The sequence below is a fragment of the Pseudomonas sp. P5_109 genome (assembly GCF_034009455.1).
Lineage (GTDB): Bacteria > Pseudomonadota > Gammaproteobacteria > Pseudomonadales > Pseudomonadaceae > Aquipseudomonas.
On record NZ_CP125380.1, the window covers coordinates 3742916 to 3756661 of the forward strand.

17 protein-coding genes are annotated in these 13746 nt (G+C 61.3%); 11 read left to right on the top strand and 6 right to left on the bottom strand.

What is annotated here, in order from left to right; genetic code table 11:
- Window positions 1-421 precede the first annotated feature (421 nt).
- A complete protein-coding gene (locus QMK54_RS16750; protein ID WP_110662520.1) occupies window positions 422-793 on the top strand; it encodes a fe2+ zn2+ uptake regulation protein in 372 nt (123 codons plus the stop codon).
- An 8-nt stretch (window positions 794-801) separates the two neighbouring features.
- On the opposite strand, the gene QMK54_RS16755 is transcribed toward QMK54_RS16750, so the two are convergent.
- Entirely contained in the window at window positions 802-990 is a 189-nt protein-coding gene (locus QMK54_RS16755) for a hypothetical protein (protein WP_007983579.1), read from the bottom strand.
- 156 nt (window positions 991-1146) lie between these two features.
- On the opposite strand from QMK54_RS16755, the gene QMK54_RS16760 reads away from it, so the two are divergent.
- On the top strand, window positions 1147-1284 hold the full coding sequence (locus tag QMK54_RS16760; RefSeq protein WP_181432155.1) for a hypothetical protein: 138 nt from the start codon (window positions 1147-1149) through the stop codon (window positions 1282-1284).
- Between the two features lie 7 nt (window positions 1285-1291).
- Here QMK54_RS16760 and QMK54_RS16765 read toward each other — a convergent pair whose 3' ends face one another.
- Window positions 1292-2218, bottom strand: coding sequence for a LysR family transcriptional regulator (locus tag QMK54_RS16765; protein WP_320400913.1), 927 nt, complete (start codon window positions 2216-2218; stop codon window positions 1292-1294).
- A gap of 117 nt (window positions 2219-2335) precedes the next feature.
- On the opposite strand from QMK54_RS16765, the gene QMK54_RS16770 reads away from it, so the two are divergent.
- From QMK54_RS16770 to QMK54_RS16790, 5 genes are all read left to right on the top strand, one after another.
- A complete protein-coding gene (locus QMK54_RS16770) occupies window positions 2336-3331 on the top strand; it encodes an aldo/keto reductase (protein ID WP_320400914.1) in 996 nt (331 codons plus the stop codon).
- 557 nt (window positions 3332-3888) lie between these two features.
- On the top strand, window positions 3889-4335 hold the full coding sequence (locus QMK54_RS16775; protein WP_110658392.1) for a DUF411 domain-containing protein: 447 nt from the start codon (window positions 3889-3891) through the stop codon (window positions 4333-4335).
- Window positions 4335-4769 (top strand): YqaA family protein, encoded by a 435-nt coding sequence (locus QMK54_RS16780; protein WP_320402923.1) that lies wholly within the window; start codon window positions 4335-4337, stop codon window positions 4767-4769. Before QMK54_RS16775 ends, QMK54_RS16780 begins: the two co-directional genes overlap by 1 nt.
- 85 nt (window positions 4770-4854) lie before the next feature.
- Complete coding sequence (locus QMK54_RS16785; protein ID WP_320400915.1) at window positions 4855-5880, top strand: alpha/beta hydrolase; 1026 nt, start codon at window positions 4855-4857, stop codon at window positions 5878-5880.
- 13 nt (window positions 5881-5893) lie between these two features.
- Entirely contained in the window at window positions 5894-6847 is a 954-nt protein-coding gene (locus QMK54_RS16790; protein WP_110658394.1) for a D-2-hydroxyacid dehydrogenase family protein, read from the top strand.
- Between the two features lie 124 nt (window positions 6848-6971).
- Here the strand turns inward: QMK54_RS16790 and QMK54_RS16795 are convergent, their stop codons facing one another.
- Window positions 6972-7745, bottom strand: a complete 774-nt coding sequence (locus tag QMK54_RS16795) for a methyltransferase domain-containing protein (RefSeq protein WP_320400916.1) — start codon at window positions 7743-7745, stop codon at window positions 6972-6974.
- Between the two features lie 250 nt (window positions 7746-7995).
- On the opposite strand from QMK54_RS16795, the gene QMK54_RS16800 reads away from it, so the two are divergent.
- The 3 genes from QMK54_RS16800 to QMK54_RS16810 all read left to right on the top strand — a co-directional run bounded on the left by QMK54_RS16800 (window position 7996) and on the right by QMK54_RS16810 (window position 9848).
- Window positions 7996-8538, top strand: a complete 543-nt coding sequence (locus tag QMK54_RS16800; RefSeq protein ID WP_110658396.1) for a tetratricopeptide repeat protein — start codon at window positions 7996-7998, stop codon at window positions 8536-8538.
- A 66-nt stretch (window positions 8539-8604) separates the two neighbouring features.
- Window positions 8605-9087 carry an RNA polymerase sigma factor gene (locus QMK54_RS16805; RefSeq protein ID WP_241511285.1) on the top strand — a complete coding sequence of 161 codons (483 nt, stop codon included), beginning with the start codon at window positions 8605-8607 and terminating at the stop codon, window positions 9085-9087.
- Complete coding sequence (locus QMK54_RS16810) at window positions 9087-9848, top strand: transcriptional regulator (protein WP_320400917.1); 762 nt, start codon at window positions 9087-9089, stop codon at window positions 9846-9848. The genes QMK54_RS16805 and QMK54_RS16810 overlap by 1 nt, the downstream gene beginning before the upstream one ends.
- Window positions 9849-9893: 45 nt before the next feature.
- Here the strand turns inward: QMK54_RS16810 and QMK54_RS16815 are convergent, their stop codons facing one another.
- The 3 genes from QMK54_RS16815 to QMK54_RS16825 all read right to left on the bottom strand — a co-directional run bounded on the left by QMK54_RS16815 (window position 9894) and on the right by QMK54_RS16825 (window position 12288).
- Window positions 9894-10169 carry a hypothetical protein gene (locus QMK54_RS16815; protein ID WP_110658399.1) on the bottom strand — a complete coding sequence of 92 codons (276 nt, stop codon included), beginning with the start codon at window positions 10167-10169 and terminating at the stop codon, window positions 9894-9896.
- 111 nt (window positions 10170-10280) lie between these two features.
- Window positions 10281-11582, bottom strand: a complete 1302-nt coding sequence (locus QMK54_RS16820; protein ID WP_110658400.1) for an ATP-binding protein — start codon at window positions 11580-11582, stop codon at window positions 10281-10283.
- 4 nt (window positions 11583-11586) lie between these two features.
- Window positions 11587-12288, bottom strand: coding sequence for a response regulator transcription factor (locus tag QMK54_RS16825; RefSeq protein WP_007985461.1), 702 nt, complete (start codon window positions 12286-12288; stop codon window positions 11587-11589).
- A 292-nt stretch (window positions 12289-12580) separates the two neighbouring features.
- On the opposite strand from QMK54_RS16825, the gene QMK54_RS16830 reads away from it, so the two are divergent.
- Window positions 12581-13738: an efflux RND transporter periplasmic adaptor subunit gene (locus QMK54_RS16830; protein WP_110658408.1), complete on the top strand. Its 1158-nt coding sequence runs from the start codon at window positions 12581-12583 to the stop codon at window positions 13736-13738.
- Window positions 13739-13746: the final 8 nt, after the last annotated feature.

Sequence of the window (13746 nt, forward strand, 5' to 3'; positions counted from 1 at the left end):
TTCACATCATTTCCACCCGGACGCCAGCGATGGTCGTTAACGATAACGCGTGTGAACCGGATAAACGCGGCGTATTTGAGGCCATCGCCGGCAAGCCGGCTCCTACAACTACCCGGGAAGTACGCGGTCCCTTGTAGGAGCTGGCTTGCCAGCGATGGTCGTTAACGATAACGCGCGTGAACCGGATAAACGCGGCGTATTTGAGGCCATCGCCAGCAAGCCGGCTCCTACAGTTTCTCGGGATTGCGTGAAGAACCAAAATTTAGCGGTTAGCGCACGTTGGCGTGCGAACTGACAGGTTGATCACACGACGGCGACAAAATTTCTACATTTGAGCCTTCATGATTTGGGTGGCTCATACGTCTAGTCATGTAAGAGCGCCCACTTTTTTCCTGATCAGGCTCTGAAAAGGAGTTTTGCAATGTACAACTCGCAACTGCCAACGGACGGTAGCAACGCGCCAAAGGGTACTTCCATGGGAGTCGGCGTATTCGAGCCGCGTAGCGATCGCCACGGCAACGAGCGGATCAGAATCCTGCTCAAGAGCTATGGCCTGCGTACCAGTCTGATTCGCCTGAAAGTCATCGATGCCCTGCTGACGGCCGCCGAAAGCGACCGCAGCCTTGGTGTGCGTGGTGTGCACAGCCAATTGCTGGACCTTGACATTCCGCTGTCTTTTCTCAGCGTGCGTGAAGTGCTAAAGCGCTTGTGTAGCGAAGGCGTGATTGTGCTCAACCCGGACAAAAGCTACAGCCTGCATCCACAGGCTGCCGCCATCCTGCGCAACCAGTGATCCAATGATCAGGGCTTGACCTTGCGGCGCATCACACCATTGACGACCACCACGATCACCGCCACGCCAATGGCGATGTACTGGAACATCTTTTCGCTGATGACGCCGGTATTCTGCAACCAGGAAAGGCCAAACATGATCCCCAGTACTACCAGGGAGATCAGAATCGAGTATTTCAAACGTTGCGACTGAGTCATTGCGGGTTCCTGAATCTGAAAATGTATCCGGTTTGTATCGACGCGCATGCCAAGCGCTTACCCTGTTTCGGGGATAAGCGGCTACAAGCGGGGTCTCATGTTACAGCCGATGAAGAGTTTTAGCTTCATTGCGGCGATAACCATGAGGACTTTCAAATGTTGCGTCGAATCACACTGCTGATTCCCCTGCTGGCCATCCTGACCCTGAGCGGCTGCATTGTTTTCCCCCACGGGGGCTGGCACCACGACCACTACGACGGCCATGGCGGGCCGGGTTACTACCAACATCGTTAACAGTTGTTCAACCTGCAGAATCCTTCCTGTAGAAGTCATTGCCAGGCTGGGCACATAGCTCCACCAGCCAATCGACAAACACACGCACCCGCCGGGACAACTGGCGGTGCGGCGGATACAGCGCTGTCATCGGCATGCCCGGTGGCGGCACTGCCTTCAACACTTCACACAAACGCCCCTCCTCGAGTTGCCGCGCCACGTGATAGTACGGCGTCTGCACCAACCCGTATCCCGCTTCGCACGCGGCCAGATAACCATCGGCACTGTTGACCGCCACCTGCTTGGGCAGGTCAACCTGCTGCACCTGGCCATTGACGACAAACTCCAGCCCATAACGTTTACCGCTACTGCTGTAGAAGTATTCGACCATCTGGTGACCGTGCAGGTCATCCAGTGTATGGGGCGTCCCGTGCCGTTGCAGATAGTCGGGGCTGGCACAGGTCACCTGATCCATCATTACCAGCGGCCGCGCCACCAGTGAATCGTCCAGCGGCGAGCCACCGCGCAATACACAATCGACGCCCTCGCGAATCAGGTCGACCGGGCGGTCATTCAAGCCGATTTCCAGTTCGATCAACGGATAGCGGGCCGTGAATTGCGGCAGTGCCGGAATCACCACCTGGCGCCCCACTCCCGCCGGCATGTCCACGCGCAGCAACCCCTTGGGATTGTGGCGTGCGGCGCTAAACACCGCTTCGGTCTCTTCAAGATCCGCCAGCAAGCGCACGCAACGCGGGTAGTAGGCCGCACCGTCGAGCGTCAGGCTGATCTGCCGCGTGGTGCGTTGCAGCAGTTGCACCCCCAGATGCGCCTCCAGTTGCTTGATCAGGATAGTCACCGAAGCCCGGGGCAATTGCAGGCTGTCGGCGGCCCTGGCAAAGCCACCGAGCTCGACGATTCGGGTAAAGACGCGCATGGCGTTGAAACGGTCCATTGCTGGCTCCACCACTGGATTGTTTAGAAATTACGAATAGTGATAGCCGTTTTAGCGTGTTTATCTTGTTTCTGTCGAGGCGAACAATGGCCATTCACATCACAGGGAGCTGATTTCATGTACACACGTCAATTGGGAAAGAACGGTCCGCAGGTCTCGGCCATTGGCCTCGGCTGCATGGGCATGACGGACTTCTACACCACCGGCACGGATACCCGCGAAGCCACGGCGACCCTGCATCGCGCATTGGAACTGGGCGTCACCCTGCTCGACACCGCCGATATTTACGGCCCGCACACCAACGAAGAACTGATCGGCAAGGCGATTGCCGGCAAGCGCGACCAGGTGTTCCTGGCCAGCAAGTTCGGGATCGTCCGTGACCCGGCGAACCCTGTTGCCCGGGGCGTCAACGGTCGGCCGGAGTACATTCGCCAATCCATCGACGGCAGCTTGAAGCGCCTCGGCGTGGACACCCTCGACCTGTATTACCAGCACCGCATCGACCCGCAGGTGGCTATTGAAGAAACCGTCGGCGCCATGGCCGAACTGGTCCGTGCTGGCAAGGTGCGTTATCTGGGCTTGAGCGAGGCCTCGGCGGCAACCCTGGAACGGGCGCACAAGGTTCACCCGATCAGTGCGCTACAGAGTGAATACTCATTGTGGAGCCGTGATCAGGAAGAAAACGGTTGCCTGGCGGCCTGCCAGCGCCTGGGTGTTGCCTTTGTGCCCTACAGCCCGTTGGGTCGAGGGTTTCTGACCGGCGCATTGACCAGCCCGGATGATTTCGCGGCAGACGACTACCGCCGTTTCAGCCCGCGTTTCCAGGGCGAAAACTTCGCGAAAAACCTGCTGCTGGTGCAACAGGTTCAAGCGCTGGCGGCGGAAAAAGGCGTGACGGCGGGCCAACTGGCGCTGGCGTGGGTGCTGGCCCAAGGTGACCATGTGATTCCGATTCCTGGCACCAAACAACGCAAATACCTGGAAGAAAACGTGGCCGCCCTGGAGGTGACGCTGAACGCCGAGGAACTGCAGGCGCTGGAGGCGATCTTTCCGGCGAATGCCACCGCTGGCCTGCGTTATCCGGAAGAAGTCATGAAACTGCTGGACCGCTAAGGGTCACCGGCCCGCTCAATGAACCGGGCGGGCCGGGCAACATGGCGTCAAGCCTTGGCCGGGAGACCAATTCCAGATCGCAAAAGCAAGATCAAAAGATCGTCCGAACGCGGCCCGAGCCTTCGGCAACTCCTACAGGGGAACGCGTGCACCACCAAACAACGAGGTTGAGCGTTAGCTCGCCTCGCGGTGCTTTTGCGCCAAGTGACCCGCCGTAAGGGCGGAACCAATAGTCGCCGTTACCGCAAAAGTGGATATATACACCACCAACAAAATACGCCAGCCGCGATGCCGCCATCGCCAGCAAGCCGGCTCCTACAGGTATCGGTGTTCGCCGGGATTGCATGAAGAACTTTTTTGAAACCGGGAATCAAGTAGACACGCACCTTCGGCATTTGAACCTGACGAATTTGTAATGTGCCCCTCATCTGCCCGACAGCCTTGATCTACCATCATCGAAGCGCGGATCCTTGTAGCAATTCGAAACACTCCTTGAATGCCTGACCGGAAAAAATGGTCAGAATGCGTTTTTTTGCCAGTTAGCCGAGACGAATCCCATGCGAAATCCTCTGCGTCTGATCGCCCTGAGCGCCCTGTTCATCTCCTCGCTGGCCCAGGCCGCCGACCTCATTCCGATCGAGGTTCATCGCGACGCCAATTGTGGTTGCTGCAAAAAGTGGATCACCCATCTGGAAGCCAATGGTTTCAAGGTCGAGGACCACGTCGAAGCCAACATGAGTGAGTTCAAGCAACAGCACGGCGTGCCACCGCGCCTGGCGTCGTGCCACACGGCGTTGATCAACGGAAAATTCGTCGAAGGTCATGTCCCGGCCGACCAGGTCGTGGCCCTGAGCAAGCGCGACGACCTGTTGGGTGTCGCGGCCCCTGGCATGCCCATGGGGTCGCCCGGTATGGAAATGGACGGCATGAGCGATGCCTATCAGGTCATCGGCCTGAAAAAGGACGGCACTGACGTGGTGGTTGCGGACTACCCCGCCCATTGATTTGGGGTGCGTACTTCGGGCTGTTTTTCGCGGCATTCGGTGCCGCCACGCTACTGCCGTTGCAATCCGAAGCCGTGCTGGTCGGACTGCTGCTCAGCGATCGGTACTGGCTCTGGGCACTGCTGGCGGTGGCAACGCTTGGCAACGTCCTGGGGTCGCTGTTTAACTGGTGGCTGGGGCGTCGAATCGAACGGTTCCGCGACCGGTGCTGGTTTCCGGTGAGCCCCCGACACCTGGAAAAAGCCCGGCTGCATTATCAACGCTGGGGTCATTGGTCGTTGCTGCTCAGTTGGCTGCCGGTGATCGGCGATCCGCTGACGCTGGTCGCCGGGGTCATGCGCGAGCCCCCAGGGCGCTTCCTGCTGATCGTCACCTTGGCCAAAGGCGCCCGTTACGGCGTGCTGGCCCTGGTGACATTGGGCTGGATGGGTTGAACCTTCGAGGGCGGCGATTGCCTGTGGTTAATGCCGCCCTAATCGAACCGATCCAGCATGGGCGGATTTTCCATGGAGCTGTCCCATGCCGCGCCCCTTCTCCTGCTGGTTATCCGGCCTGTTGCTGACCGCCGCCCTGCCCGTCATCGCCCACGCCGAAGGGCCGGAATATGGCCCGCAACTCCAGGGTTTCGACTATCCGTACACACTCAAGCACTTCGCCTTCGAATCCCAGGGCCAATCCCTGCAAATGGGCTACATGGACGTCGCCGCCCACGGCAAGGCCAATGGCCGCAGCGTGGTGCTGATGCACGGCAAGAATTTCTGCGGCGCCACCTGGGACACCTCGATCAAGGCCCTCAGCGACGCCGGCTATCGGGTCATCGCCCCGGACCAGATCGGCTTCTGCACCTCCAGCAAACCGGCGCACTATCAGTACAGCTTCCAGCAACTGGCGACGAACACCCAGCAATTGCTCAAGGCGCTGGGCATCCAGAAAGCCACCCTGCTGGGGCATTCCACCGGCGGCATGCTCGCCACCCGCTATGCCTTGCAATACCCCGAACAGGTCGAGCAACTGGCGCTGGTCAACCCCATTGGCCTGGAAGACTGGAAAGCCCTGGGCGTCCCCTATCGCACCGTTGACCAATGGTACGAACGCGAACTCAAGCTCAGCGCCGACGGGATCCGCACCTACGAGCGCAACACCTATTACGGCGGCCGCTGGAAACCGGAATTCGATCGCTGGGTCGACATGCTCGCCGGCCTGAACAAAGGCCCGGGGCATACGCAAGTCGCGTGGAACTCGGCGCTGATCTACGACATGATCTTCACCCAACCGGTGTACTACGAATTCCACAACCTGAAGATGCCGACCCTGCTGTTGATCGGTACGTCCGACACCACCGCCATCGGCAGTGACATCGCCTCCCCCGAGGTCAAGGCGAAGATCGGCCACTATGACGTCCTCGGCAAGCAAGTGGCCAGGCTGATTCCCCAGTCCACGCTGGTCGAATTCCCGGGCATGGGCCACGCGCCGCAGATGGAACAACCGGCACAATTCCACCAGGCCCTGCTCGCCTGGCTGAACAAGACCAACCCCGTGCGTTGAAGAGGAAAGGCTGATGCCTGTACAGATTGCAGTGCTTGATGATTGGCAGGATGTGGCGCGGGATGTGGTGGACTGGTCGGCGCTGGACAGCGTCGGCCAGGTGAGTTTTCTCCACGACTACCCCGCCGACAACCAGGCCCTGGCCGAGCGCCTGGCCGGCTTTGAGGTGATTTGCGTGATGCGTGAGCGCACCCGCTTCGATGAAGACCTGCTGCGTCGCCTGCCGAAGCTCAAGCTGCTGGTGACCGGCGGCATGCGCAACGCGGCCCTGGACCTGAAAGCCGCCGCGGCGCTGGGCATTCAGGTCAGTGGGACCGACAGCTACAAACACGCCGCACCGGAACTGACCTGGGCGCTGATCATGGCGGCGACCCGCAACCTGGTGGTCGAAGCCAATGCCTTGCGTGCCGGCCAGTGGCAACAAGGCCTGGGCGGCGACCTGCACGGCAAGACATTGGCGATCCTCGGCCTTGGCAGCATCGGCCAGCGTGTCGCGCAGTTCGGCCAGGTGTTCGGCATGCGCGTCATCGCCTGGAGTGAAAACCTCACCGCCGAACGCGCGGCGCAGGTCGGTGTGACCTATGTCGGCAAGCAGGAACTGTTCGAGCAGGCTGATGTGCTGTCAGTGCACCTGGTACTCAGCGAGCGCAGCCGGGGCCTGGTGGATGCACAAGCCCTGGGCTGGATGAAGCCCACGGCGCTGCTGGTGAATACCGCTCGCGGGCCGATTGTCGATGAAGCGGCGCTGATCAAGGCGCTACAGAAACGGCGGCTGGCCTGCGCCGCACTGGACGTCTTCGAGCATGAGCCGCTGCCCGCCCACCATCCGTTCCGGACCCTGGACAACGTGCTGGCGACGCCCCATGTCGGGTACGTCAGTCAACAGAACTACCAGCTGTTTTTCTCGCAGATGATCGAGGATATCCAGGCCTGGTCGGCAGGGGCTCCGATACGTTTGCTGGGGTGATACCGCATCATTTCGACGAAAATCCAATGTGGGAGCGGGCTCGCTCGCGAAGGCGGTGGGTCAAGCAACATCAATGCTGCCTGACACTCCGCCTTCGCGAGCAAGCCCGCTCCCACAGGGAACTTCAGCGCCCCTTCTTCACCGCGACGAACGCGACTGTCTCATAGGGAACGGTCACCACGTCCTTGTCGCGCAATTCAGGTTCATTGGCGATCAGCGCTCGTATCTGCTCATCGACCCGCGCCCGCCCCTGCGCCGGCAACGCTGCAATGAAACTGGTGGAACGCACCCGGTTGTAAATCACGTCCTCCGGCGCGCCTGTGTGGCTGTGGCTGAAATGCTGCTCACGCAGCGGTCCGAAGGCCGGATGCGGGAACGCGTGGCGCCAGGCTCCGGTGTAGAAGCGAGGAGTATCGCCTTCCAGTGCATTGACGATCGCATCCAGTTTCGGCACCCAGCCCACCCTGGTATCGCGCAGGTTCCACACCAGCCCCAGCTTGCCTCCAGGCTTGAGCACCCGGGAGATCTCGGTCAGCGCATCAGCACTGGCAAACCAGTGAAAGGCCTGTGCACACACCACCACGTCCACAGAGGCATCCGGCAGGGGTAAATCCGTGGCCGTACCGTTGACCGCCAGCACCCCGGGAAACGTCGTGGACAGTTTTTCCAGCATCTGCGGCACCGGTTCCACGGCAATCACCTGGGCCCCGGTGCTCAGCAGTCGAGCGGTGAACTTGCCGGTACCGGCGCCCAGGTCGATCACGGTTTTATCCGCATTCAAATCCAGGGTTGCGCTCAACCAGTCGGCCACTTGTGGCGGATAGTCCGGGCGTCCGCGCACGTAGGTGTCGGCAGCGAACTTGTACCCGGCTGTCGAATGATGGACTTGATCTCTCATGGCAATTCTCCACTGCAATGGCGAATGCGCACGAGCATAGCGCCTGGATGTAAGCTTTCCTTGAAAACACTGGCAGAACGTAATGAATAATTGTTCATGCTGCGGTGTTCTCATGACATTCACCATGAACATGAGATTGCCGGCGCAGCCGGTCCATTCAAATGTTCAGGCCGCTGGCTGTCTCAACCTTGCGCTGCATCCGGCGGGGCGCAACATGATCTCAAACGCATGAATCGATGGAGCAAAGCCCATGAATATTCGTTTTGCCGTTCTGATGACCCCGCTTTTACTGACCGTTGCGCTGTCCGGCTCGCTCGCCCTGGCCAACGGGGGCGGTGGCGGTGACGAGCCGCCGGCCAAACCCAATTGCCCCAAGGGCCAGGTGCTGGATACCCGGTCGCAGCGCTGCGTCAAGCAGACCAGCAACCTGGTGCCTGACGAAGACCGTACCAACTATGCCTATCAACTGGCCAAGGACGGGCGTTATGAAGAAGCCCTGGCGCTGCTCGACACGCTGAAACAACCAAATACCGCAAAAGCGCTGAACTATCGCGGCTACGCCACGCGTAAACTAGGGCGTACCGACGAAGGCATCGGTTATTACCTGCAATCGGTGAAACTCGACCCGCAGTACGCGCAAGTCCGCGAATACCTCGGCGAGGCCTATGTGATCAAAGGCCGGCTGGATCTCGCGCAGGAGCAACTGCAGCAGATCAAATCCATCTGTGGCAGTACCCAGTGCGAGGAGTACGAGGACCTGGCCGAAGCCATCAACGGTTCATCGAAAACCTGACAACCCGAGCGGACGGAGGTCGCCATCGCCAGCGATCAGGCAATACGAACGGAACTGAACCAGCATCTGGCGCGTTTATGGCGCTACGGCCTGCTGTTGTCCCGACAACGGCATATCGCCGATGACCTGGTGCAGGCCACGTGTGTGCGAGCGCTGGAGCGGGCCGCTCAATTCGTGCCGGGAACGCGCATGGACCGCTGGCTGCTGAGCATTCTGCATTCGATCTGGCTCAATGAAGTCCGCGCCCAGCGAGTGCGTCAGGGGCAAGGCCAGGTGGATGCCGATCAGGCCTTGTCGTTCGATGGCGAATCCGTGGCCCAGACCCACGTGTTGGCGGCACAGGTCATCCGCCGCGTCGATGCGTTGCCCGAGGCCCAGCGCGAAACGGTGTTTCTCGCCTACGTCGAAGGCCTGTCCTATCGCGAAGTCGCCGATGTGCTGCAAGTGCCCATCGGCACGGTCATGAGTCGCCTGGCTGCCGCCCGGGCGAAACTGGCCGAATATCCACCATTGCACACGGTGCCCCACCCTTACCGAGGAGAACATTGATGAACGCGAAACCCTCGGACGAACAACTGGTGGCTTACCTCGACAACCAACTCGATGCCGAGCAGCGCTCGCGCATCGACGCGGCCCTCATTGCCGACCCGATGCTCGGCCTGCGCCTGCAATGGCTGGACCGCAGCAGCCTGCCATTCAAGGACGCCTACGATGAACTGGCCCGGCAGGCGCCGGTGGATCGTCTGCAAGGCATGCTCGCCACGCTGCCTTCGCCCGCCCGCCCCGGACTCAATCGGCGCTGGTTCCTGGCCGCCGCGGCCGGGCTGCTGGCCGGTGGCGTGCTGGCGGACCGTTTGTTCCTCGGCTGGCAAGCGAGTCAGCAGACACATAACTGGCGCGGCCTGGTGGCCGATTACATGGCGCTCTACGTGCCGGAAACCCTGGATCACCTGCCCGGTGATGAAGCCACCCAACGGGCACAACTGCGGACCATCGATGCGCGCCTGGGCCTCGACCTCGCGCTGGCCAAACTGAGCCTGCCCCATGCCGAGTTCAAGCGCGCGCAAATCCTCGAGTACGACGGCGCGCCCATCGCCCAGATCACCTACCTTGATCCCGCGCACGGCCCCATGGCGCTGTGCGTTACCCGCTCCAACAGCGGCAGCCGGCATTTAGCCCGGGAACAGCGGCGCGAACTGAACATCGTGTATTGGGCTGACAAGGAACACGCCTGGATGCTGATCGGGCATCAGCCGATGACGGACCTGGAGGAGATGGCCACGCTGTTGCAAGGTCGGCTGACCACTTGATAGGGCGACACCGGCACGCGGGGTAGTGAAAGGCCCCGCAGTTCGTCATGCTCTCCAGCTGTCGACGCCCGACTTCTCAAGGCCATAAGCCTTTGGCGGCTCTCCACTCGTCCCTTTCGCCATCGTATATTTCACCGCATCGCCCACCAGGAAACAGGCGTTTCCCTCTGCGGTCAGGTTGGGCCCGATCCTGATGGCCACGGTGCTGAAGCCACCATCAGGCCTGACCATCGCAAACTTGGTCGACAGGCTTTCGACCTTGACGTCCCTGATTGCACTGATCGTACCCTGCCCGCTGGTTTTTATTGTTGGCGCGCTCATTCGTCTCCTCCAGCCTTGCTGCCTTCTCCTGACGTTGCAGACTAATGAAACGCGCAAGTGCAGCGTCTTGCTACTGTAAAACCTGACAGATGATGCTGCCGCTTGTCGTAATCAAGCCGAAGGCGGCAACCACAAGCGAAACCGCGCCCCGCCCAGCGGCGAGGCTTCCACCGTCAGCGTGCCGCCCTGGGCCTCCAGTGCGCGGCGGCTGATTGCCAGCCCCAGGCCGAAGCCACCGGTGGCGCGGTCGCGGCTGCGGTCGAGGCGGTAGAAGGGTTCGAAAATCCGCTCGCGCTCGTCGTCCGGAATGCCGATGCCGTCATCGTCGACCCAGATCTCACAGCCGCCGGCGTAGACCTGCACACCGATCTGGATACGCTTCTCGCAATAGCGCATGGCGTTGCGCAGCAGGTTTTGCAGGGCGCGGGCCGTCAGGCGCGGGTCCAGGCTGAAGCGTTCGAGCTGACCATGGAGCAGCACGTCGATGACGATTTCCGGGGACTCCATTTCTTCGTCGACGCTGCCAAGAATGCTGTCGATGAACTCATCCAGCGACACCTCGACCTGTTCCAGTAGCCGCGCCGGGTTTTGCAGGCGACTGTAGGACAGCAGCTCCAGCACCAGCTCATCGAGTTCCCGAATGTGCGCCACCAGGCTTTGCAGGCGCTCACGACTGGCTGCCGGCAAGTCGTCCGAGAGCGCCAGCGCCAAGCCGAAATCCAGGCGCGTCAGCGGCGTGCGCAACTCGTGGGACACCGCATTGAGCAAATCGCGCTGCTGGTTGAGCAGGTTCTCGATATCGCCGGCCATGGTGTCGAACACACTGGCCAGGCTGCCGATGTTGGAACTCGGGGAAATTTGCGTGCGCTCGCCCAGATGGCCCTTGCCAAAGCGTTCGGCCGCACCCTTGAGGCGCTCCAGGTCACGCCAGTGCGGGCGCAGCCACAACAACAGGCACGCGAGCATGGTCGCGCCGATCAGTACGTTGATGCTCCAGTACAACAGGTTGACGTCCAGCGGGTCCGGCGGCACCACCATTTGCACCACGGTGCGCTCGTTCAGCGGCGCGACCGCCAGCGTGCGCCAACCCCAGTCGCCCACGCGCACGACGTTCTCGCCGCGCTGCAAACGCTGCTGCTCATCGGGTGTCAGGCCGCTGTCGTCATTGCTGCTGAGCACGATGTGCAGCGGATTGAAGTCCTTGTCCATCTCCGCGGCCAGGGCCTGCCACTGCTCGGTCGGAACCGCGTGAAACTGTTTGACGATCAGCGTTTGCAAACCGCGCGAGTAATCGAGGTTGTAGGTCACAAAGCGCTCGTGGAACACCTTGACCACCAGATCCGGCACCAGGTAAATCGCGGCGCTGAAGGAAACGATGGTCACCAGATACAGACGAAAGAGGATTCTGAACATCGGCTCAGCATTCCCATTCGGAACGACTGAACAGGTAGCCCTTGCCCCACACGGTCTTGATCTTGCGCGCTTCGCCGGCGTGGTCGTCGAACTTGCGCCGCAATTTGGAAATCGCCACGTCCACCGAACGGTCAGTGCCATTGAATTCGATGCCGCGCAGGCGTTGCAGGATCTGGTCGCGGCTCAACACTTCACCGGCATGCCGGGCCAGCACCACCAGCAGGTTGTACTCACCGCTGGACAGCTCCACCAGTTGCTCGCGCCAGGTGACGGTGCGTTCGGACAGGTCGATGCACAGGTTGCCCATCAGAATGCGGTCGTTGGCGGTCTGCGGCTCGCTGAGGCTGCTGCGGCGCAACAGGGTCCGCACCCGGGCCAGCAACACCCGCGGCTCACAGGGTTTGGTCACGTAGTCGTCGGCGCCCATTTCCAGGCCCAGGACCTGGTCATGACTGTCGTCCCGGGCGGTGAGCATCAGGATCGGCAAAGTCGCCGAATCGGCGCGCAGCAGGCGACAGACCTGCAAGCCGTCGAGGCCGGGCAGCATCAGGTCGAGGATCACCAGGTCCGGCGGATTGAGCCGCGCACGTTCGCGCACATGGTCACCGCGACCGATCACGCTGACGGAATAACCGTTGCGTTCCAGGTAGCTGGCAATCAGTTCGGCGAGGGCGGTGTCGTCTTCGACCAGGAGGATGTTGGGCATGGGGTGTTTCCAGAAAGTGCTGTGGCGCCTGGTCCGGCCCTATCGCTGGCAGCCAGCTCCTACAGTGGTGGGTGGTGTTCACATTCTTTGTGGTCACATCCAATCCCTGTAGGAGCTGGCTTGCCAGCGATAGCGGTCTGACAGGTGCAATAGAAATCAAGGACTGAAGGATATACGCCCTCACTCGTTCCTGAGTAAAACCCTTACACAATTTCACACAGCACCAACAAAGCTTCACCGCTACCCTCGCCAGCGCCCGGTAGCATGCCGGGAGTCTTTAATGGGGTACTACATGTCGAAGAATCTGCTTGCCAGGCTCAGTCTGATTGCTCTGGCGTTGACACTGGGCGCGTGTGACAAATCCTCGAACGCCGAGGAACAGGCACCGCTGGCCACGGTGCGCATCGAAACCATCGAAGCGCGGCCACTGACCATCAGCAGCGAACTGAGCGGGCGGATTGCCGCACCGCGCATGGCCGAAGTGCGCGCCCGCGTGGCCGGCGTGGTCTTGCAGCGGACCTTCCGTGAAGGCAGTGACGTGAAACAGGGCGATGTCTTGTTCCGCATCGACCCGGCGCCGTTCAAGGCCGACCTGGACAGCGCCGAAGCAGCGTTGCGCAAGGCCGAGGCCAACGCGTTCCAGGCCCGTTTGCAGGAGCAACGCTACGCCCAGTTGATCGACGACAAGGCCATCAGCGGCCAGGACTACGACAACGCCCGGGCCAACGCACGGCAGACTGCCGCCGACGTCGCCGCCAATAAAGCTGCCGTGGAACGAGCGAAACTGAACCTCGGCTACGCCACCGTCACCGCGCCGATTTCCGGTCGTATCGGCCGCGCACTGGTCACCGAAGGCGCATTGGTGGGACAGAACGAAACCACGCCCCTGGCGCTGATTCAGCAACTGAACCCGATTCATGCCGACCTGACCCAGTCCACCCGCGAACTCAACGAACTGCGCCGGGCCTTCCGTTCCGGCCAGCTGCAGCAGGTCGGCCAGGGCCAGGCCAAGGCCACGTTGATTCAGGATGACGGCAGCCTCTATCCCCTGCCGGGCAAACTGCTGTTCAGCGACATTACCGTCGACCCGGGCACCGGCCAGATCATCCTGCGCAGCGAGTTCCCCAACCCCGACCTCGACCTGCTGCCCGGCAGTTTCGTGCGCGTGCGCCTGGAACAGGCGGTCAACCAGCAGGGCATCAGCGTGCCGCAACGGGCCGTCCAGCGCGACAGCGCCGGCATCGCCCAGGTGTTGCTGCTCGACTCTGAGCAGCGAGTCGGGCAGCAACCGGTCGAGCTCGGCGCCGTGCAAAACGATCGCTGGATTGTCACCGGCGGCCTGAAGGCTGGCGACCGCATCGTCATCGAGGGCCTGCAGCACGCCCGCCCCGGCGAGAAAGTGCAGATCGACGACACCCCTCTTCCACTCGCCCAGGTGACTGGTCAGTAAGCAGGACG

What these genes read in the sequence shown, in the direction of transcription:
- QMK54_RS16750 (WP_110662520.1), top strand. Translation starts at nt 422, where the DNA reads ATGTACAACTCGCAACTGCCAACGGACGGTAGCAACGCGCCAAAGGGT.
- QMK54_RS16755 (WP_007983579.1), bottom strand. Translation starts at nt 990, where the DNA reads ATGACTCAGTCGCAACGTTTGAAATACTCGATTCTGATCTCCCTGGTA.
- QMK54_RS16760 (WP_181432155.1), top strand. Translation starts at nt 1,147, where the DNA reads ATGTTGCGTCGAATCACACTGCTGATTCCCCTGCTGGCCATCCTGACC.
- QMK54_RS16765 (WP_320400913.1), bottom strand. Translation starts at nt 2,218, where the DNA reads ATGGACCGTTTCAACGCCATGCGCGTCTTTACCCGAATCGTCGAGCTC.
- QMK54_RS16770 (WP_320400914.1), top strand. Translation starts at nt 2,336, where the DNA reads ATGTACACACGTCAATTGGGAAAGAACGGTCCGCAGGTCTCGGCCATT.
- QMK54_RS16775 (WP_110658392.1), top strand. Translation starts at nt 3,889, where the DNA reads ATGCGAAATCCTCTGCGTCTGATCGCCCTGAGCGCCCTGTTCATCTCC.
- QMK54_RS16785 (WP_320400915.1), top strand. Translation starts at nt 4,855, where the DNA reads ATGCCGCGCCCCTTCTCCTGCTGGTTATCCGGCCTGTTGCTGACCGCC.
- QMK54_RS16790 (WP_110658394.1), top strand. Translation starts at nt 5,894, where the DNA reads ATGCCTGTACAGATTGCAGTGCTTGATGATTGGCAGGATGTGGCGCGG.
- QMK54_RS16795 (WP_320400916.1), bottom strand. Translation starts at nt 7,745, where the DNA reads ATGAGAGATCAAGTCCATCATTCGACAGCCGGGTACAAGTTCGCTGCC.
- QMK54_RS16800 (WP_110658396.1), top strand. Translation starts at nt 7,996, where the DNA reads ATGAATATTCGTTTTGCCGTTCTGATGACCCCGCTTTTACTGACCGTT.
- QMK54_RS16810 (WP_320400917.1), top strand. Translation starts at nt 9,087, where the DNA reads ATGAACGCGAAACCCTCGGACGAACAACTGGTGGCTTACCTCGACAAC.
- QMK54_RS16815 (WP_110658399.1), bottom strand. Translation starts at nt 10,169, where the DNA reads ATGAGCGCGCCAACAATAAAAACCAGCGGGCAGGGTACGATCAGTGCA.
- QMK54_RS16820 (WP_110658400.1), bottom strand. Translation starts at nt 11,582, where the DNA reads ATGTTCAGAATCCTCTTTCGTCTGTATCTGGTGACCATCGTTTCCTTC.
- QMK54_RS16825 (WP_007985461.1), bottom strand. Translation starts at nt 12,288, where the DNA reads ATGCCCAACATCCTCCTGGTCGAAGACGACACCGCCCTCGCCGAACTG.
- QMK54_RS16830 (WP_110658408.1), top strand. Translation starts at nt 12,581, where the DNA reads ATGTCGAAGAATCTGCTTGCCAGGCTCAGTCTGATTGCTCTGGCGTTG.